This is a genomic window from Candidatus Omnitrophota bacterium (assembly GCA_026387175.1).
Taxonomy (GTDB): Bacteria; Omnitrophota; Gorgyraeia; order 2-01-FULL-45-10; family 2-01-FULL-45-10; genus CAIMPC01.
Map to the genome: position 1 here is coordinate 52751 of JAPLME010000010.1, position 24494 is coordinate 77244.

General features: G+C 47.2%; 1 protein-coding gene (cut by a window edge). It reads left to right on the forward strand.

Annotation, left to right across the window (positions count from 1 at the left end; genetic code table 11):
- A protein-coding gene (locus NTY76_05735) for a hypothetical protein (GenBank protein ID MCX5678594.1) crosses the window boundary here: on the forward strand, positions 1 to 24494 show its beginning. Its footprint extends 41095 nt past the window's final position; only the first 24494 of its 65589 coding nucleotides appear in the window; its start codon is at positions 1 to 3; its stop codon lies beyond the right edge, outside the window.

Below are 24494 nucleotides of genomic sequence, written 5' to 3' on the forward strand. Positions count from 1 at the left end.
ATGGATAAGGACGGCCATGCGGCTACTAAAGCCAAAGACGCTTATGACGCCTGGGGTAACGCGCTCTACCAGAAGGTAGAGGCCTATTCCGATACCCCGGAAAATAATGGCAATCTCTTATCAGTCAAATCCATAGCTAACACATACGCGGGAGTCAACGCATTGCTCGGTCGCACCAATACCACCGATGTCATCACAACTGCCTCTGACGGCACCTTCGCCGAGCACCAGTTCGTGACGACAACAAGCTATGACAACCTGGGTAACGCCATAAACCAGACCGTTGAGGCCTACTCCGATACCACTAGAAACCCGGCTAGCCTCCTCTCATTTAAGGACATAACCAACACATATGACAACAAGATCTACGCCATAAGAGGCCTTGCCACTAAGACCGACGTCACCACCTACGCCGATATCGCCAAGACCATATTCGCCGAACACCAGTTCGTTGAGACATCCACATATGACGACTGGGGTAATGCGACTTTACAGACAGTTACCGCGAAGAACGCTTCCGGAACAGTCTTAAGCGTAAAGACGATCGAGACTACTACCAAGGTCACCACTAAAGCCGCTGACGGCTCATTCGAGGAGTATCAGGTAATCGAGACATCCAGCTACGACAACTGGGGTAACGCGACTTCGCAGACGGTTACGGCCATGAACAAAGACGACGTTGTGTTGAGTGTCAAGGTCATAAACACCACTTATCTTAACGTCTTAAGAGGCCTCGCCGGCATAACCGATGTCGTCACCTATGACAAGGCCGATCCCTTGACACGGACATTTGTCGAACACCAGATAGTGAAAACCGCCAGCTACGACGACTGGGGCAATGCCACCGAACAGACAGTTGCGGCATACTTCGATGCTTCTGAAGCCGATGATAAGCTCCTCTCGATCAAAGGTATAACAAACACATATTCCGGAGTATATGCCCTGCGCGGCCTATCCGATACCACCGATGTTACCACCTACGCCGATATCAATAAGAAGATATTCGTCGAACATCAGCTTGTAGCGACATCCAGCTACGACGCCTGGGGTAATGCGACTTCGCAGACAGTGACGGCCAAGGACGGATTCGGGACCGTCTTAAGCGTCAAAACGATCGTCACCAGCTACGTTGATCCCATAAAAGGCTACGCCGCTATCGGTGATGTAACGATATGGAGCCCAAGCAGCACAACTAACGCTGACGGGAGCATTACGACATCTAATATCTTTGTCGATCAGCAGGTTGTCCACTATGTGAAGTATGACGACTGGAGTAACTCTACTGAGCAGACAGTTGAAACGTTTGACAAAGACCATAAACTTTTAGGGTCAAAAGATATTACGATCGAGTACAATACCGATTCCGCTCGTTATAACAGGCAGGCCGACCTGATGAGGACTAAGAATTACACTGCCGATCATACGCTATTCCGTGAAGAGATAGTTGAATATACGCCCTATCAGGCACCCGATGGCACAACCGTTAATGCTTATGACATATGGGGTAATTCACTACATCAGACCATCACCCGCAAAGATGAAACAGGCGCGGTTCTTGATAAAAAGGATATTATCAGCACATATTCAGGCGTCAATGTGTTGAGGTCTCTGGCCGACACGTCCTCGATAAAGAACTTTACCCCGGACGGTATTACGCTTCTGAGAGAACAATTCGTCGATTACCGAAGTTATGATGCCGATGGAAATATCACGGAAGAGAAAGAGTATGACTCTTATGGAAATGCGCTTCATCAACGGATAACTGAGTATGATGGCTCCCATGTCATGATCGGATATAAGGAGATCGCAAACGTTTATGCTGTCGCTTCGTGGGCGCTTCGGGGATGGGCTTCACATTCCGATATTAACTCATATACGGATTCTTCAAAAGAGAAATTATTTATCGAATATCAATCGGTCGATTACAAACCTTATCAGGCACCCGATGGCACAATCATTGATGCCTATGATGCTTATGGCAATGTTCAGAGCCAGAGCACTACTCTTTATCGATATAATCTCGACGGCGCGCTGGTGGTGGTTAACTATAAAGAGATGGTGAATAAGTATGATGAACCGACTGGTTCATGGGCCGCGAAAGGATGGGCCGTTACATCCATCATTACCGCATACAAAGATGTTGATAAGACGCTGTTCATCAATGAACAGGAAGTCAAATACATCGCCTATAACACGTACGGTGATGCCCTTGAGCAGCATATCACTACCACTATTAAGGATGAGGCAGGCAATCGTTTTGTTTCAGGTTATATGGAAACATTCAGTAGAGAGTTTGATCAAAATCATAATGTGACAAACCAGAAGATCATTAACTACCAGCCCCTAGATAATACCGGCGGACAAAAAGTTATAATTGATATCCAGGAGATAAGGACGCGTCTTTATGATGCGCATAATAATGCTCTTGAGCAGGTGGTAGCTTCTTATGGCAAGCTAAGCGAGGTCACTAATGAGGTAGATACGACAAGCTTACTCGATTGTAAATACATTACGACTGAGGCGGTCGATCGTTGGGGTAATGCCCTGAAGAGTGTAACGGAAAAATACCTGGCCGCCACATTGGATGCCAATGGCAAGATCTCCTATTCAGACTTCTCAAATGCTCAAATAACGGTTGCGGGTGAAGTGAAGGACGGCGTTCTTTTGGCCGGCCCTTATGATGGCCGCTATTATGACGAACAGAATAATGCCAGAATTCTCACAACGTATGAATGGTTTAAGGACCTTGATCCAGATAAATATACGCTTTCAATGCTTGATCAGGGTGGCGATGCAAATGGCGCCGGTCAAAAGAAGGTCACTTATAACATTAATTATGACATATCGAACCGGATAAAATTATCCACAGTTATTGCCTATAATTCCAGCCGAGAATTCGTCGACACCCAGATCATCACCTATGGCAACTATGACAAGTTCGATAACTGCCTTAGCCAGACCATAAATACCTATAACGATATATCTATTACCAATAATAGCTCCATTGAGTCCAAAACGCTAGCCCTTGTAGAGCATAAGACGATCGAGAGCAAATATTCAGGCCAGGTGGAGGGCGCGGATACTGTAACCATAACAGCGGTGGGGGGCCAGACCTCCTATATTTTCGATAAGTATTCTCTTGAAGGTAAGGCCTGCAATATCTTTATAAACGGTGACTCCACTACGGATTATACAGTAACCACAAATAGCGATGGCAAGAGCGTTATAACCTTTACCAGTGCCCTGATAGCGGGTTCTTCCATAGAAGTGAGAGTTAACGACGGCATTGTCAGTGGCGAGGTAGCGGCAAGGCGCGGCAACGCTGTAACTACCACAGTAATGCGCTACAAGACTATTCCTGCCGATGAAACTGACCTATCGAATCTTATCGAAAAACAGGTAGTTACCACCGACCTTATCGACCGTCAGGGTAACGTGCTTAAGCAGACCAGCGAGACTTATGTGATGGATAGTACCCTGCAACCCGCAGCGACCGAGCCATCCCTAGCCCGCCGGACGATTAGCGAGAACTTCGACATCGATAACAGAGGCGACGCCGGCATCCAGCATATACAGTCATGGAAGACTGATAATACCGGCATTCCTGTGGCCTCCAGTTACCAGGTCATCACCAACCGTGTATTTGACGGAGATCATAATGTTAAGAACCAGAAGGTGCTTAACTATCTTTACAGTGACGATGCCGGTACCATAAAGTACCTATCCGATGTCCAGGAAATACGGACGACCTATGATAGTCACAACAACGTCCATCAGCAGATTATCGCGTCTTATAGTAAGGCCGATGAACTTGGAAATGCGGTAATAGACAGCTTCCTTGACTGCAAGGTTATAATAAATGAAGAACCCGACCAGTATGGTAACTTTAAAAAAGTCACCTCCAAGAAGTATCTTAGCGCCGCATTAAATGCTGATGGCACTATCACCTACGCAGGCTTTTCTAATGCCCAGGTAATCGTCACGTCGAGCTTCGATGAACGCGGCAACGCTCTTAATCAGACGACTTATGAATGCTTTAAAGACTTTGATTCCCTGAAGGAGACATCATATAGCATAGAAAAGCTTGAAGCCGGAGCCACGGATCCTGAAAACACCTATGATGTCGGCCAGAAACGCGTGATCGTAAACGATAAATTTGACATATGGGACCATACCAAACTGTCAACTATCACCTCCTACAATTCCAGGAGAGAATTCGTCGATAAACAGATAATTACCTATGTTGACTATGATAGATTCGATAACTGCCTTAATCAGATTATAGATACTTATAATGATAAATCCATTACCAATGATAGCTCTGTTGATTCCAAAAAGGCGGCCCTTGTCGAGCATAAGACTATAGTGAACGATTATTCAAGCAAGGTAGAGGGTGTAGATGTCGTAACCATCACCGCTATAGATGGTGTTTACACGTTCAGTAAATACTCGCTTGTGGGCAAGACCTACGATATCTACATAAACGGCGAGCTTAAAACCAAAGGTGTCGGTTATGACTATACTGTAGATGAATCCACCGGTGTTATTACCTTCACCAATGTTCCAGCGGCAGGATCCTCCATAGAAGTGAGGGTCGTTGAAGGCCCCATGGAAGGCCAGATCGCCGCAAGGCGCGGCAACGCCGTATTCACCACAGTAATGCGCTACAGGACTTCCGTAGAGGCGCCTGAGAACCTTATCGAAAAACAGGAAGTCACCACCAACCTTATCGATCACCACGGTAACGTGCTTAAACAAACCAGCGAGACGTCGGTCATCGATGATACTACAGATCTTCCTATAGATCAGAGACCTCTTATTCTTGCCCGCCGGACGATTAGCGAGAGCTTCGACATCGATAATAGAGGCGACGCCGGCATTCAGCATGTACAGTCATGTAAGGCCAATAGCGCAGGCGAGTTTATGGCCGTCAGCTACCAGGTCATCACCAACCGCGTATTTGACGGAGATCATAATGTAAAGAACCAGAAGATCCTTAACTATCTTTACAGAGGTAACGATATTAGCTCCGAGAAGTATCTCTCTGATGTCCAGGAGATCAGGACGATCTCAAGCGATGTTCATGGTAACGCTCGCGAGCAGATTATCGCGTCTTATAGTAAGGCCGATGAACTTGGAAATGCGGTAATGGGCAGCTTCCTTGACTGCAAGGTGATAATCAATGAAGAACCCGACAAGTATGATAACTTTGGAAAAGTCACCTCCAGGAAGTATCTTAGCGCCACATTGAATGACAAAGGCACGATCACCCCAGAAAACTTCTCTAGCGCTCAGATAATCGTCACAACGAAATTCGACGAACGCGGCAACGCGCTTGAACAGACGACTTATGAGTGCTTTAAAGACGCAGGCGCGTATAGCATAGCAAAGCTTGATGCCGGCGCCGCGGATCCTGATAATAACCCCTATGATGTCGGCCAGAAACGTGTGATCAAGAACTATACTTATGACATATGGGACCACACTAAGTTATCCACTATCATATCCTACAATTCCAGGAGAGAATTCGTTGACACCCAGATAATCACCTACATCAATTATGACAGGTTCGATAACTGTCTTAATCAGACCATAGATACCTACAATGATATCTCTATCACTAATGATAGTTCTATTGATTCCAAGAAGGCGGCCCTTGTCGAGCATAAGACTATAGTGAACGATTATTCAAGCAAGGTGGAGGGTGTAGATGTCGTAACCGTCACCGCCAAAGACGGTATATATACCTTTAGCAAATATTTGATCGGTGACAAGGTCTATGAGGTATATGTAAACGGGGATAAGGTGAATTGTGATATAAACAAAGTCACCGGCATCATGACCTTCGAAACAGCCCCGATAGCGGGCTCTTCCATAGAAGTGAGTGTTGATGAAGGCCTCATGGAAGGCCAGATCGCCGCAAGAAGAGGAAATGCCGTCACTACTACTGTAACTCGATACAGAGGTACCGGAGAGACCACCGATTGGAAGCTTCTCGAAATTAATGCGAACCTTATCGAACAGCAGGTAGTCACTACCAATCTTATCGACCGCCACGGTAACGTGCTTAAACAGACCAGCGAGACGTCGGTTGTCGATGACACTATAGATCTTCCTATGGATCAGAGACCTCTTGTTCTCGCCCGCCGGACGATTAGCGAGAGCTTCGACATCGATAGTAGGGGCGATGCCGGCATCCAGCATGTACAGTTGTGGAAGACCAATAGTACCGGCACTCTTGTGGCCTCCAGCTACCAGGTCATCACCAATCGTTTATTTGACGGAGATCATAACGTTAGGAATCAGAAGGTGCTTAACTATATCTACACTAATGATGCCGGCACCGATAAGTATCTCTCCGATGTCCAGGAGATCAGGACTATCTCAAGCGATGTCCATGGTAACGCTCACGAGCAGATTATTGCGTCCTATGGCCAGGCTGATGGACTGGGTAACGCCGTAATAGACAGCTTCCTTGACTGCAAGGTGATAGTTAATGAAGACAGGGACCAGTGGGGTAATGCGAGTATTACAACCATAAGAAAATATTCCGCGGCAAAGATTGACATCAGCGGCAATATTAAACCTTCCGATTTTGTAAATGCCCAGGTTATAATCGCCGGGACTTTTGACGCCACCACCGGCGCGATAAATAGTAAGGGCGCTTATGACGAACGCGGTAACGCGCTTAAGCAGACGACTTATGAATGCTTTAAAGACTTTGATTTGTTGAAGGAGACATCATATAGCATAGCAAAGCTTGAAGTCGGCAATGTAAATGATAATCCTTATGATGTAGGCAGAAAGCGCGTGATCACGAACGATCCTTATGACAAATTAGACAGAGTAGTGGAATCTACTGTAATCTCCTACAATTCCAAAAGAGAGTTCCTGGATACCCAGAAGATATCCTACAAAGAATATGATAAGTTCGATAACTGCCTTAGCCAGATCGTCTATACCTATAAAAGCGCTACCGAGTTTACAGCGGCTAACCTGATCGAATACAAGACTATAGTGAGCAAATATTCAGGCCAGGTGGAGGGTGCGGATGTTGTAACCATTACAGCGGCGGGAGGGCAGGCCACCTACATCTTTAATAAATATTCTTTCACCGGCAAGACCTACGAGATCTACGTAAATGGCGAGCTTAAGATCGAAGGTACCGATTACACTATAAAGAACAATGAAGCCACAAGCGATATAACTTTCCTCGCCCAGTCCATCCCCATAGCGGGCGCTTCCATAGAAGTAAGGGTCAATGAAGGCCCCATGGACGGCCAGACAGCGGCGAGGCGCGGCAATGCCGTATCCACCACGATAAAGCGCTATACGACTTCCGATCCGTTACCTGAGAACCTTATAGAAAAACAGGAGATCACCACAGACTTGATCGACCGCCAGGGTAATGTGCTAAGGCAGACTGCTAAAACTTATGTTGGCGACGACGGGAGCGAAAAGCTGGCGACGATCAGGGTTTCAGAGAATTTTGACATAGATTACCGGGGAGATGCCAAAATTCAAACAGCCATGACTATGACCACAAATACCACCGGTGATCCCAATATCACTTTTGCTTCAGGGTACCAGGTTGTATTTAATAGGGCATTTGACAGTGATCATAATTCCAAGAACCAGAAAAAGCTTAGCTATATCTTCCTCGACGATGCGGGTCAGAAGATGATATTGACCGATATCCAGGAGGTACGCAACACATCATTTGACACCACAGGTAATGTGCGTGAGCAGTTTGTGGCTACCTACTCCGATATAGACGCAGCTACGGGGAACGTGGACGAATCGACACAGCTCGATTGCAAGAGAGTGCTTAACCCAGAATTTGATACAGCGGGAAATTCGCCTAAGACTACCATTTACATATATCAGAATTCATCTTTTGAGGGCGGTTCCATAAAGCCTAACGAGTCTTCGTATTCGAGCACGCGAGTAGTAATATCAGATAAATTTGACCGGCGCAGAAATACAGAAGACCAGACGGTCTACTTATTCTACGGAGTCATAAAGGATTCCAATGGAGATCTAAAGGATTACAATGTCGAGAAGATCAATGCCGCCATGATCGTCTATAACGGATCAGCTCAGGATGACGCAGCTAAAGCCCAATTCTATAACGGCACAGGATTAAATATAGATGATATTGGCGGTAAGGAATGGATGACCTGTACGGCCCCATATACAATTCATGACAGGCCCACAGTATCGACAACAATCAGTTATTCATCCGGCTACCAATTCATACAGAGAGACGTGACCACATATGACGAATATGAGGAACGATACGGAAATATCAGTAAGATGACCATAGATACCTATGATGCTGAGGTAGGTGGTAATTTTGTAGAGCGGAAGCAGATCTCGAATACTTACGGTGGTGCGGTAGATATATTGGATGCCAATGGCAATACCACTGCCGGTGATGGTATATTTGCGGCGAAGCAGGGCGTCGCCACTCACACAACGACGGTCCGCTATCTTGCCCAGGGCATGGCCAAAGAGATAGATCGCCAGGAAGTCTCGACAAAGACGCTTAACTGGCGCGGCAATGTCATAGACCAGACAGTAACAAACTATGTCATAGATATCAGTGATAATACCGAGAAACTCATAGCAGAGCGCAAAATACATAACAGCGATATCTCAAATCGCGGCAATGTGGGGCATCAGGAGATCTGGTCTTATGGAACCGACAGCGACTGTGTTGAATTGAAGCTTCTCTCATACAGCATAACTACTAATGAAGAGTTCGATTCCGATGGTAATATCCACTTCCGGCAGGTACGTGACTACACTGACGACACTATGGCCTCGCCTATAAGTGTCCAGGAGATAAGGAGCAGTCGGTTTAATATGAAGGGCAATGAAACAAGATCCGAAGCGGATACTTATCTCTACGATGCCGATGCCTTGACAAACAAGTATCTCTTCGATAACCGCACTTTCAGCGAAAACGAATATGATGGGATACGCAGCGCGTTAAGCCATGCGATAATCACGAGTTATGCCGCGAAGACAGTGATCGCTGGTTCAGACGTAGATAATATTAAGGCTGTCACCATGGATGACCTAGTTTGCCTGAAGAAGTCGGTTATTAATAACACCGCCTGGAGCCGTATGAGCCAGGCTACTACACAAACGTTGAATAAATTCACTTACGATTCTCTCATAAATGATTTCAGATGGATTTCTGAAACGGCCAGTGCTTATGATTATGAGGTCCACAATTTTGTGACCTATAATAAGAGCACTATCACCGTGGCGGCCGACCAGTATGACCAGGTATATAAAGAAAAGCCACCCACGGAAAAACTTATTATAAGTCGCGAGATAGAATCCACTATGCGCTATGGTATCACTGATATAGTGACAGGTGCCCCCCTCGCGCAATATTTCGACGCACGTGGTAACGCGAAATACCAGATTACTACAACCTCAAACCAGTTAAATATTACGGGCGATATAGCAGAGGCGCGTTTCCAGATGGTCGATACGACTCAGCGTGAAAATATTAAATTCGACGACCGTGGCAGGGTCACTTCATATAAAGAAACATCCATAGACGGCGCGACGAACGGCAAAGTTATCACAGAGTCTGTAAATACGATCACCGGCTATGATTATAAGAATAGGACCACGGCGATCGAGTCGCTCGCGCACAAACATGGCGAGGATGTTGCTACCGGTGAGATCCTTGACGAAACATCCTGGACGAAGCGGGAGATCCTCGAGTATGACTCGCTCGACAGAGCAATAAAGTATGACGAACTTTCGAGAAGCACCACTACCGGAGCTTCTCTTATAAATGGAAAGCTCGATGGAGGCATCCTTGCCACAAAGAATACGACCGGCGTGGAGTACTATTTTAACGATAGCATGAAATCATACTGCGAAGTAACCTCTGCGGATAATATCGATATGAAGACCGAGACATTACGTTATGACATGAAGTATACCTATCTGAATCAGCTCATCTCCGACACCGAAAAAGCCCATCAGCATGATATAAGAGCCGATCTTACAGTCATTGTCGATATCACAGCCATTACCGAGAGAAGCGGCATGACCTACAATGCTGTGGGCCAGATGACGGAATTCCAGGTTAAGTCCTGGTCGACGGCGGCTACAGATAGCGTAAGCACCGTTAAGACGACTGGTATGACTTATAATCAGCTAGGACGCATGATTGACTCGACTTCAGATGAGACTACCGGGAATGTTGCCGGAGAGGCGATCAGCCGTATCGAAAGCGCGCTCCAGGGCTTTGACATTCTCACTCTCGAAGAGAAGAACGCGAAACTCGATGAGATAGGCGGCGCTCTCGGCCTCAAAAAAGGTGATATCACAGCCCGCAAAGCTCTCATAGACATGGGCGTCGCAAACTTTATAACAAGACTTAAGTCTGTCGGGGCTTTTGTCCTGAACTGTGCCGCCGCCGCTCTCACTTATATACTGGGAGCGTTCGGTAAGGTCCAAGCGGCCTACGAGACCATAAAGAGCCTGATCCTTACTGATCTCCTTACGGGCGGTATCAATCCGGCAAATCTCACCGGCGCGATCGAGACATCAATGTACGCCATTATAAAGACGGCCCAGAAGAATGGCCTTAAGTTAGCCGGTGGAGCTGTGGCTCTCGACAGCCTTATAGGGATTGTGAATACGGTTAATCCCGTAATAGGTGTATTTATGAAAGGCGCCGAGACACACTATGTAGCTATCATCTATATTACGCAGACCGTTATCAGCTACGTAGAGTCAGGACAAGTAGTTACGGTCGAGCGAAGCGAATTTGTAAAGCAGTATCAGTATACGGGAAAAGTTATCGCTAATGAGGATATGCTTCGCGCAGACGAAATCCTGAATAATGAGGAACAAATTAAAGCCATTCGGGCGACAAAGAGCGCGGTCGAAGAGATAAATCCATTCACTACCATAAAGACAACGACCGTGAAGACCAATATCCAATATACCAATATACAGACGGGCCTGGCGACCACATGGCATGAATATACCACGAGCGATAGTTCACCCGATAAAGTAACCAATGCCGATGTCGAAGCGACCTATAACGACAAAGGCCAGATGCTCAGCTATCGTACGCGTATGACAGAGACGGGCATTAACGGCGAGCTTGGCAAGTTAGAGAGGTCTTACAGCTTCCTTAAGAACAATTTCAGTTACGATCAAGCAACGGGGCAGGCCTCGCAGTGGCAACAAACCACATATGCGGACACTCAGTCACCGGATCTTGTGATAGATTCGACCGTTGAAGTTACTTATGACTCGCTGCTACACATGGCTACATATACTGAGCAGGGCCATAAGAAGAGTCTCACTGATGAAGCTATATATAACGAAGCTTATACGCTAAAAAAGACAGAGCTTGTCTACAATGCATTCGGCCAGGCAGTATCCTGGACCGAAAAATCGTCATCAGATCCAGCCTTTGATCCCGCCCTCAATAAAGTGACCACAACAAAGGTCGTTGTCGAATATGATGATCTTGGCCGGACAGCGAAGAAGACAGACAACATTAGTGAAAATGGCCCTGGCCTTGACCATACATATACCATAGTAAGCGGGATAACGGGTTATGACGGCCTAGGCAGTGTAAAGCGTGTGACTAAGACCACGACCGATGGCGATAAGATATCGATCGAGAGCGATACGGAAGATAAAGAATATGATAGCCAGGGCCGTCTTGAGTATTCAAGGACGGACGTAACCGAGAAGTCTAAGGATGGCATTAGCCTTAATCACAAATATGCAGTCGAAACTTTCATGAAGGACATTGCCGGTGTTACACAATACTACAATGACCTTGGCCAGATCCTCAAAATGAAGCGGGTTACCATAGATGACGGCAAGATTACGACCGAGACTGACACAGAAAACAGGACATACAATTCGCTAGGGCAGTTTAAGTATTCAAAGGCTGCAATTAGAGAACAATCTAAAGATCTTGTCAGCCTTGACCATACCTATACACAAGAGATGTCGGCAAATGAGTATAATTTGCTCGGCCAGATCAGCATTATGATCCGTACCACCGTTGATGAAGGTAAGACGACTACCGAGATCGATAGAGCGAAAAGGACCTATACAGAGGCTGGCCAACTCAAAACGTCGGATGTTGAAATCACGGAGAAAGGCGGCGCGCTTGATCATATGTATAGGACTTATACCGATATTCAATTATATGACGGCCTCGGCCAGGTTGCGCGCATGACCCGCACCACGACCGATGACGAAAAGCAAACCGTAGAGGCTGATGACGCCGTTGTCGTAAGGACCTATGACTCGCAGGGCCGTCTTAAGCATTCGAAGACCGCCATCACTGAACAATCGATAGAAGGCAGCGAGCTTAACCTTAACCACACCTACACGGTCGAGACTTCCATTAATACCTATAACCCTCTCGGGCAGACCCTCAGGATGTCTCATATCACTGTGGATGACAACAAGACTACGACAGAGACCGATACAGCTAATAGAACATATAATGTAAAGGGCCAGCTCGAGACTTCCGCCACTCGGATAAATGAAACGGGAGGCGTTTTAAACCATACCTATGACACAAAGATGACTATTAACTCTTACAATGATATCGGTCAGATAGAGAATATGACCCGCACCACGACCGATGACGAAAAGCAAACCGTAGAGGCCGATGATGCCAAAGTTGTAAGGGCCTATGACTCGCATGGCCGTCTTGAACATTCGAAGACCGCCATCACTGAACAATCGATAGAAGGCAGCGAGCTTAACCTTAACCACACCTACACGGTCGAGACTTCCGTTAATGCCTATAACCCTCTCGGGCAGACCCTCAGGATGTCTCGTGTTACCGTTGAATATTTAAAGGCTGCGGATGGAAATACTATAGTTGGGAAGACCACGACTGATACTGACGTATCTGATAGAACATATAATGTGAAGGGCCAGCTTGAGACTTCCGCCAGCCGGATAAACGAGAAGGGCACAGGCCTGGATCATACTTACTATACAAGCATGAGAGTTGACGATTACGATCTGCTTGGTCAAGTCGCGCGCATGACCCGCACCACGACCGACGATGAAAAGACTACCGTAGAGACTGATATAGCACCAAGAGCCTATGACTCGCAGGGCCGTCTTGAGCATTCGAAGACCGCCATCACTGAACAATCAATAGAAGGCAGCGAGCTTAACCTTAACCACACCTACACGGTCGAGACTTCCGTCAATACCTATAACCCTCTCGGACAGAACCTCAGGGTGTCTCATGTCACTGTTGATAATGGAAAGACCACGACCGAGACAGATACATCTGACAGGACATACGATATATTGGGCCAGCTTAAGACTTCCACAAGCCTGATAGAGGAAAAAGGCACAGGCCTGTACCATATCTATAATATGGGCACGACTATCCTATCATACAATACACTGGGTCAGACCTTGGAGATGATACGCACCACAATAGAAGAGGACAAGACCACTACTGAGACGGATAAGGCGGAGAGGACTTATAATTCACTCGGGCAACTTCTGACTTCAGAAACTGATGTGCGCGAATATGGCCCGGGCCTTGACCGTACTTACACAATGAAGACAAGGGAAATATTATATAACGCTATTGGCCAGGCAAAGCGCATGTCTCGCACCATAGAAGATGGCGGTAAGACCACGACAGAAGAGGATACGGCAGATAGGAGATATGATGACCAGGGGCTTCTCAGCGCCACAAACATCCACTACGTTGAGCAGGATATAGGGACTAAGGGCCTTGTGTTCAACCATTCTTATGATACCCAGACAATGATGGAGTGCAATGCGCTTGAGCAGGTTAAAAAGATGAAGAAAATTACGACAGACAATGGCAAGGTAACCACGGAAGAGGATGTTAGTGAAAGGAAGTATAAACTCGATGGCAAGTTAGAAAGCTCAGTTACCCAAATCCATGAAGAAGGCACCGTAGACGGGGTCCAGGTTCTGGAAAACGATTATAGGCTGACGACCGATGTTAAGGAGTATAATCTGCTCGGCCAGGTTAAGCGGATGGTCCGTATTACAAATGATGGATACAGAGTAGTAACTGAGACCGACAATAGTGGCAGGCTCTATGACACAAGTGGCAGGCTCTCAAAGTCGAATGTGAATAACCATGAAGTCGGCAGCTTGACGAAGTTGGATATGGGCAACAATGAAGTCGGCGGGCTTAACGGAACAGTTGTTCTGGACCATGCATACGACTTGATTACCGAGATCACAAAGTATAACGATCTCGACCAGACCCTGCAGATGACGCGCACGACGGTTGATGGCAAGAAGACCACGGTTGAGCTGGACATCGAAAAAGATAGAACTTACGACATTCTAGGCCGGGTACTTGACACGAAAATTGCCATCACCGAACAGTCAGATGATAAACTTAGTCTTAATCATACCTACACCGTAGAGGCATCTATAACAGTTTACGACATGATGGGTCGGGTGCTTCAGTCGACGCGCACTACTATTGACGGCATTGACGGCGGCAAAAAAACCATAGAAATCGATACGAAGGATCGGGCCTATGATATTGATAGCAGGCTCATATATTCAATGATCAAGTGCAGAGATACGAATAAGGCCACAGAAACTGCCGCCGAAGGCGCCCTCCTCGACCACACATATACGTTAACGACTAATATAAATAAGGAAAACGGCTATAACAACCTTGGCCAGCTTCTCCTTATGGACCGCAAGACCGTTGATTACGTGATTGTTAATGGCAAGCTTGTAGAAGGCAAGACTACAACCGAGACTGATATCTCCACCTCGCCCAGAACCTATAACGTGCGCGGCCAGCTCAAGACCTCTGCTACCAGTATCAATGAATCGGGAGGGGCCTTGCCCGGTAACGTGCTTGATCATACATATACTGTGTCAGTGGAAGCAGCGAAGTATGACGATTTCGGCCAAGTTCTTCGGATGACCCGCACGACTATCGACTACGGCCAACTTACTACCGCGATTGATATCAACGCTGGCAAGGTCACGACCGAGGTTGATACGGCTGACAGAACTTATGATTCAGCGGGCCAGCTCACATATTCAAAGGCAAGGATTACGGAAACTTCCGTAACCGGGATGGCCCTTAATCATTCATCCTTCCAGGAGAAGACGGTTTATGAGTACAACTCTCTTGGCCAGGCGACGAAATATCGCGACATATCAACCGAGCTTCTCGCTGATGGCGTGACTACAGGCGTTGTGACCACTTCCAATACCAGTGATGTGCAATACAATAGGCAGGGTCAGATGGCCAGCATGACCAGCGCTTCATCCGCTTCATCAGGCCCCGATCTCACGACGGTCAGGACCATGTCGGATATAGTATATGACACACTTGGCCTGATGATTTCATATAAGGATGCGGTAACCCAGAAGTCGTATAATATTAACGGCGATCCGAATTCTGGGATTAAATTCAATACCACGGATACCGTTATAGGTTATCATACGTCAAAAGATAAAGATGACGCAGGGAATCTCACAGGATACCCTCTCGGAGGCACGGTCATATCAAAATCGGATATTCAGGGTGATGTCACAACCTGGGTATATGACGCGCGTGACCGGCTCGTGAAGATCCAGAATCCGGACGGCAGCATAACAGAGTACGTCTACGATGGCGACACCACTCTTATCAGGAAAGAGATCTACACTCTTGCCGATGGCAAAACAAAGACCACTAAAGAATATGACGCAGACGGCAGGCTTGTGAAAATAGCTAACCCTGACGGCACCACGATCACATGGCAGTATGACACATTGGATAGGCTGAATATAATAACTGACGCGGATGGCATGACTTCTACTTACACCTACTATGGGAATACTTCGATAATAAACTCGATCGAGGATTGTGATAAGAATAGCAGCGTCGTTAAGAAACGGCAGGTCTACTCCTATTATGACGCTTCCAGAAATCTTGTCGCAGCTGTAAATCTGACCAGCACCTCGGCATATGAAACTTATACTATAACCGAAACTGATCTCGACCCAGGCTACCTCTCATTCGGCGGGAGCGACTATCTCCAGCTTCCTCTCATACAGTTGAAACAGAATGGCACTATTGCGATGTGGGTGAAACTGAGCAACACAGGTGACATGGATATCTATGGCGATGATGCATCAGGAAAAGGCGGCGGCCTGCAGGTGAAGGATGGATTTTTCTGTAGTGTTGTGGGTGCCAATAGATGGTCGACCGGTGTAGCGGTGGCGGCCGATAAATGGTACTACGTTGCGCAGGTATTTACCAGTACATCGACCACGACTTATATCTACGACGCTGATGGTAATAAATTATCGGGCGCGACAAAAGCCCTCGCCATTACCCAACAAAATCCGGCTGTCTGTCAGCTCCAGGTAGGAAGATCCTCGACAGACGTTGCTTTAGGCCTTAACGGTTTCAAGGGACAGATCGATCAGCTTGCGATATATAATACGGCGCTTTCAGAACAAGAGATGGATATGGGTAGGTATTCCGAAGGATCTGCCAGGAGCATGACCCAGAAGCTTATGGCATTCTATTCGTTCAATGATGGCACCGCGACCGATCTGACCGGCAATAAATATAACGGTTCATTTATCGGAGATCCGTCTTTTGCCATGGGGGCCAGGCCTGGGGTAAAAACCAGCTTTACTGCCGATCAGTATGATAAGAATGGCACATATATAAAGTCCTATCTTCCTGTTTTTGGGAGCTGCCCCATAGCTACGGCTGCGCTTTGGCCTAGCGGATGCTGGTCTCAGTCAGGCTTGCAATCGTTTTCTGCAGGTAATGTGAACGATGGAGGCAGCAGCATCGCTTTTCATACAGACTCGGCTGCTGTTGGTTCATGGCTTACACTAGATGCAGGCTCCGCAAAAGCGTTTACCGGAGTTACGATCTGTTCCGGACGATCGATCCAGCCGAATGTTTCCAAATGGGAAATCCAATGGTCCGATAACGCTTCATCGTGGACTACAACAGGAGATAAAATCGATCTTAGCACCAATTACGGTGGTTGGGTGGAGGCGCGATGGGCAAGTACCGCAGGCGCCCATAGATATTGGAGATTATATAAGCTGAATGCAGCCTCCGGCGGCGATTATGTCAGAGAAGTTCAATTCTTTACAGGGACCGATAAATATGCCAATGCCAATCCTGTGTCGAACACCGCCTTTGTTGCGTCCCCTGCGCCTGTACCGCCGATAACTACCGGGCCGATTGGACTGACAGTAACTACGCCGCAGGCGAGCACTGCTTCTTACCCGCCGCCGGTAGTTACTTCGGTGCAGGAAGATCCCAACACCCCCGGTATCCTTCTTGTCACCTGGGGAGATAAGGGCGGCACAACGCAGACGCAGCGAAAATTTGACTTATCGACAAAGGATTATGTGCTGAATCCTGATGGCACTATCTTCGAAACATCGATAGCTTTACCTGCCTTGGCTCCGTCAGATACTCAGACCCTTAATCTCGACGGCGGCGCTTCCATAAAGTATTGGGACCAGCCGTACGCAGACGGCGCGTTTTACGTAACCGCATACCAGAATTACGATAACAAGGGTAATGCAGTAGGCGAGGTGCAGTATATCGGCCAGGCGCGTTCTTCGTCCGGGACGCTTCCTGTCATGACAAAACTGTCCGATGGCGGTTTCGCGCTCGTAGGGTGGGATGAAGGCAAAAAGGAGCTATACTATACCGAAATTTCGCCCAAGATGAGCGTCTCTTCGAATACCTCCCGCACGGATATCAAGTATGATATCCTGGGCCGTCTCATGACATATACCGATGTATCGAGCTCCTCCGCCTCGCCTGACCTTGAGACGACGACCGATAGGTCGGAGACCAGATACAATGCCCTCGGCCAGGTCACCTCATATATCGAGACGACGGCGAGCAAGGAATATGGCAGCGCTATATATCTTGAGAATACTAAGAATATGAGCGCTATCACATACAATACCCTCGGTCAAATGACGGAATATGTGGAGAAGAGCCACGATATCAGTACCGCTCCCGCTTCGGAGAAGATGCTCCTTGACACTGAGACCACCACGACGCGGACCATAAAGACTTATGATAAACAGGGCCGGATGACGGAGTATACGGATGTGATCGCGCCGGTGAGATCGAATGATGCCGATATTTCCATGATCACTACGACTAAGACCGTAAAGGATATAACTTACGACCCTTCGATCGGAGGCATGAGCGGATATCATGAAGACTCCAATGATAAAGGCGGCATGGTGCGAATGGATGATGGGAGCGTTACGTACGCGCTTGACATTACAACGACGACAGACCGATCCGGCGTCATATATAATTCCCAAAACCAGATCGCCGGATATACGGATAAGATCACGACAGACGGCGATACAAAGATCGAAACTAAGACTATTTCCGGGATGAAGTATTCGCGCACCGGACGGTCGGCCGGAAGCGTTACAAAGACGCGTGAGACCGGATCCACCGTGTTGGACGGCTATACATACGCGCTTGATTCTACTACGACTACCACCCAGACCGATCTTGTTTATAACAAACTGGGGCAGCTTACTAAATATACCAATGTGACGATCGCCGATGCCGCCCCTGAGCGTGCCACTACACTATTCATGAAGAATATCAAGTATGACGTGACGGGCCGCATTATAGACTATGACCAGAGTACAGTTGAACGGGCCTCTAATACATATGACCTTAACGGCGACGGGGTGCTTGATCAAGGCGATCTTGATGCCCTGACAGAGTATATGGTCAATAAGGCGAAGGCAGATCCGGGGTATGGATATTGCCGCATCGATATCAATGGCGATAACAAGATCGATGCAATTGATATCGATATTATCAAGAGTGCGTTGAAACCCTTTAGCGAGGGCGGTTTTGATATGGATGGGAACGGCTATATCGACGATATGGATAAACAGATATTCAGTCAAAATCTGATGGCGATCATCTCCGAGCACGCTAATATTCAGGGTCCCATTTATGACCAAACCACTCTCGCTCGTGTTCCCGAAGATACTACGGGGAGGCAGTTCGTCTGTGATGGCTATCTTACCGGAACTAATTATAAGGTCTATGTCGATGGAATAGAGCAGGCCCAAACCGGTGTATATACGGTGAGTGAAGCAGATGAAAAAACTACCATCACCTTTAATGCACGAATAAATACCAGCAGTACAGTAGCTCTTAGTCGGCTCATCCATGATGCGCAGCCCGGATGGGATAAGCGCTTTGACTTGAATGGCGATAATAAGATCGACCTCTCCGACCTCGAAGAGGCGTCAAAGAGGATACTGGAAATTAAAACACTCCTTATAGAGAAGTCCAAGGATATAGATTACCTTGCTCTATCTACGAGCGGTAAATATGACCTGAGTTATTCCGGAGGCGGGTACGACCTTAATAACGATGGTTATATAAGCGCTGATGATATTAAGACATTCTTCGCGACCGTTACTGTTGATGGCCAACAGATGCCGCTCTACCAGGCATGGCTGCAGGATATGATGGGGAGCGTTGTTCTCAAAAATCCCTCCGGGGGTACGACGGGTAATCAATTCGTCACGAACGGCTCTCTTTCAGGAAAGCTTTGCACTGTCTATGTCAACGGGGTTGCTCAGGTGCTGAATTCCATCGCATCTAACGGATATACAGTGCTTGAGACAGGGACAGGAAATAATATCGTCAGCACAATTACCTTAAAAGCAACTATAACTGATCCAAATGCGAAGGTAGAGCTCTCCGTGCGTAAGCTTGAGAATAGCGTTACCCTTGCCAGCGTTTCCGGAGATACCACCGGAAAGCAGTTTACCCTAGACGGCTCTCTTGCGGGAAGGCTTTACACGGTCTTTGTCGATGGGACAGCTCAGGTTCTGAACAGCGGATATACGGTGAGCGAAATGACGGACAGCACTACACATGCTGTTACCACCACGATCACCTTCACTACTGCGATACCCATCGGCAAAACAGTGAAGCTCTCCCAATGGGTGACCACGCCTGACAATATCGCGACGGCTAACCTGAAGTCAAATCTCCTACCGCTCTACGTTAACACGGTAAAGGATGGCAAGACGGATGAATTAATGGTTGAAAACCCGTACCTTGAAAGCCTTGCTGCCCAGATTAATAAAGTCATAGCGCAGTGTTTTAACATTAAAGCGACAGCACAAGGCACTCCTGGCACGTTTAACTTCTCCAGTTACCTGTATTCATTAGCTAATGCTAAATATAACATCACGCTTGATAAGGTAATAGGTACCGGCGATGGATCGACCACGAGATTTGAGACCGGCCTTACGCTCGCAGATAAGAGCTATCAGATTTTTGTTAATGGTCAACTCAGTAAGTCGACCAGCTACACTGTGGATAGCGCTGGCGCTGTAACTTTCACTGCGGCTCCCGCCTCCGGCCAGGAGGTCAAGATATCGATTACACAGGTAAGGGAGAATAAAGATATAGGCCCCGGTAATGGGTCGACCAAGAAGTTTAATATCGGCTATCCGATCGTAGGCAAGACGGTCAATGTCTATGTGGATAGCGTGGTGAACGGCGTGGTAGTGAGCAGTGCGCTAATGGCTAACAACACCTATGACGTTGACCCGATTTTAGGTACCATTACTTTCAAAACAGGTACTCCGGCACCGCCAGCCAATACGAAAGTCAGGATAAAAGTGGACAATTATGACTGTTCCGTTGATGACGCCGCCAAGACCATTACCTTTAACAATAATATTTCTACGTCTGGCATGGATGTCATGATCAAGATCAATAGCTCCGTAGGCACACTTTCCGCCCTGGATATCATCCAGACTTTTGACAGCAATGGCAATAAAGTCCTCGATATAGCCGATGTTAATAAGCTATGGAACGACTGGAAGAAAGGAAATTTCGTATTACCTGGAGACCCTACTGATACTACGGGTGCGGGATTTAGTGGTATTTACGCCCTGGAGCTGGCAAAGTTCCTCGGCGGCGGGCAAGCTAATGGCGCTATCTCCGGGGTGCTCGATACATCCTACAGCTTTAAACAGGGAACCGCCGACTTTATGGCATTGCTCTCTCTGAGTTCTGGCTTATGGGCAGCGACGGACTATTTAGAATTATTGAGCAGGTTCAAAGGCTTCACCAATATTGCCGTGTATGACAGTAATTCCGATAAACAGATCAGCGCAGTAAGGGATACTATTACGGGAAAAACAGCTGATGAGACCGCGTTTAGTAATCTTATACAGGATCTTCTGTATAAGAGCGGAGTAATAAAGAAAAGTAGCCTCGCCAGCGATGACCCGCTTCTTAATCTTAATGTCAATAATGACGACGTGATCAGTAAAGCCGACTGGGATGTTTTTGGCACCCTTATCGGCAAGTACAATAAGACCACGGACGGCCAGATCACTGCGGAAGACGCAACGGCTACTCTTATTTCTGTGGGAAGCGACGGCAAGAGTTTTGCGCTGCCCTCGAGTTACATGACGACATATTCACTGAAAGGGAAAACCTATAAAGTCTTCAGCACTATAGGCGGCACATCGACAGAGATAAAATCAGGTTATACGCTTGACAGCACAGGCAGGATCATAACATTTGCTACAGCGCCTGGCGCAGGAACAACCATCACGATAGATTTCGATGATAAAGCGACTATCACTACCCTTCTTAGCAATTATGGAGCGGTAATTAAACCGAGTGATATAACCACATACCAGGACGCGATAAAGGTGGCGCTGCAAAATAGAGGATCTTTGGCGAGCGGTCAGACCGGATATCTGCTCGCTTACGATAGAAATAATGACGGCGTGATCGATAAGTACGATATCAGCGCGAATGACAAGATCATTGATCAGCTTCTCACGTGGAATGGCGGCGCTGTTACAAACGATAAATTTGTTACCTGGGGACCGGTTACATCATCATCCGGCGTCTTCTCACAGCTTCATTGTAAAGGGTATGATATCGGCGCTGACGGCGTCATATTTATTGATCCAAAGAATTCATTGGACCCATCGGATCCATCTAGATATTACAGCATACCTGGCACTGACTATGAATTTACCTATGCCGATGATATCGCCTGGGCAAAGATCACTCAGGCCCATTTCGGAGACGCGACCCAGGCCGATAGGATCGAGAAATATATATATCTGAGTGAAATACCCGACTCATTTATCAGGAATAATCCCGCGTTTGTCAATCTGACCGATATAAACCAGCTTAATGTTTACCAGTACGGGACAAGCACCACAAAGATCATCACCCAGAAGGACATAGATCTTCTGAAGAAGGACTCATCAAAGAAGGCGTGGGGTGAAGCGCTTGAGAATTATTTAAACGGAGATACGAAAATAGGGGTTGGCAAGGATGGGAATTGTGTATTTGAATTCGATAAATCTTTGCTTGGATACGCTCCTGATGGGAATAATCCTTATGAGATATACGTAAACGATACCAAAGTCACAAATTATACCGCAACCGTAGGCACCAGCACTGTAACCATAACCTTCACCGCCGCACCGGCAAGCGATGCGGCAGTGAAGGTGAGGGTGCCCGGTACGGGACGCTTCCATCTGGGGATCATCCTGGAGGACGACGCCCAGTCGATGCGGTTCCTGGGCAAGGATTACATTACGTTGGGGTATCCGACACCATCGACCGGTTTCGGTCTAAATGAAATTGATAAATCGAGCGCCTGCACGATCGAAACGTGGGTCGAATTCACGAATCTTAATACGGCCGGCGATCAGGTCATATTGAGCCAGGCAGATAACGGGAGTGGCCGTGCCATATGGCTAGGGTACAACAATAATATAACTACGCCGTCATCCAGCAAGCTGAAGTTCTCTTTCCATGGTGTAACCGCTGAGCTTGATATGAAATTTATCCAGGGCGATTGGCATCATATTGCCGCGCAATATAACCCGAATGTCAATAGGGCCAGCGGCGAGGCCGGCGTGATCACGTTCTTTATAGATGGTGAGGTCTATGCGCCAAGCCGCTACCAAGTTGGCTCCCTGGTCCAATATGGAGGTTATCTCAATAAGAATATAATAGTGGGCGCCGATATCGTAGGCGGAGTGGCGACGAACGGATTTAAAGGGTCTATAGATGAGCTCGCCGTATACTCTTCAGGAGCGCTCACTGCCGCGGACATAAAGAGCCATATGGATAATAAGCGCAAGACGGATCCTTCAACAGGTATTGTCTCAGTTACGGATACGAGTATGCTGGCATACTATTCTTTCGATGACGGCTCTGTTCGTGACCAGACAGGGCATAGGAATGACGGGTCAATCGCCGTAGGTTCGACCACGGCCGGCGGGTTTGAGACAGATGTCTTCTGCACGCTGAACCAGAAGAAAGACAGGCTCCTGTTCGACAAAGATGGTGACGGTATTATAGCTATCTATAAGACATACGCCGGACCGACCGATACGGTCGGCACGTTCCTCGGCGCCCTCGATCTTGTCCCATCGTATGCGAAACTCATCGCTCCGAACTCCGGCGCTACTTTCATGGTGAGCCAAAAGATGCGGGATATCAATGGCAGATTAATCGACAATGTTCGCTGGGGTTCGGTCGCGCATTTAGACCTTAATGCGGATGGCTGCGTCTCTATCGATGATACAAAATTCAGAGGCGTTATGGAGAGCTCTGTAGCCAACTATGTCACGTTCACTTATCCCAGCGGCTCAGATATTTTCAGCGAGCTTTATAAGCATTATGACGCGAATGGCGACGGAATTCTGAGCGCTGTAGATGATGAAGCGGCTTTCTGGTCGAAGGCAAACCTTAACGATGTTAATTGGGGCGATCCGGAGTACCGCTGGCAAAGCGAGGATGTCGTTTCCCAGGCTGATATAAATACACTGAAAACATATATCTCTACTTATGGCAAGGTGACAAAGACTGGCGGGTCCTACCGGCTCAAGTATGATATTAATAAGGATGGTATCGTGGATGGTAATGACCTGACCAAGCTCGAGGAGCTTATCTCTACTTACTTTGATTACCAGACAGATACCGGCAGACAAAATATGAAATATAACGATCTCGGCCAGCTCATCGGTTACGAGGAAACCTCTACCTCCAGCACCGATTCTATCACAACGACCACAAAGATGAAAGAGATGAAATATGATGTAAAGGGCAGGATGCTCACTTATATTGATGAGTCACATGAGGCTCTTAGTAAGATTACAGGCACATATACTGATGCCAATGACGTCAAGGTAACATACACAATAGGTAATCTGGCTTCATTGGATGAGTTTAAAAATGTTGTCGATGAAAATGGTATTACAAATAGAGTAGAAGACAAAGACGGCATTCTGGATGAATCTAATGCCGCCGCTATTACAGATACCAATACACAGAGCCTCCTGCGCCGCGCGCTTGCGGAGTACGGGGTTAATGGCGCGATCGCGCTTATTGACATAACCAAGACCACGAAACG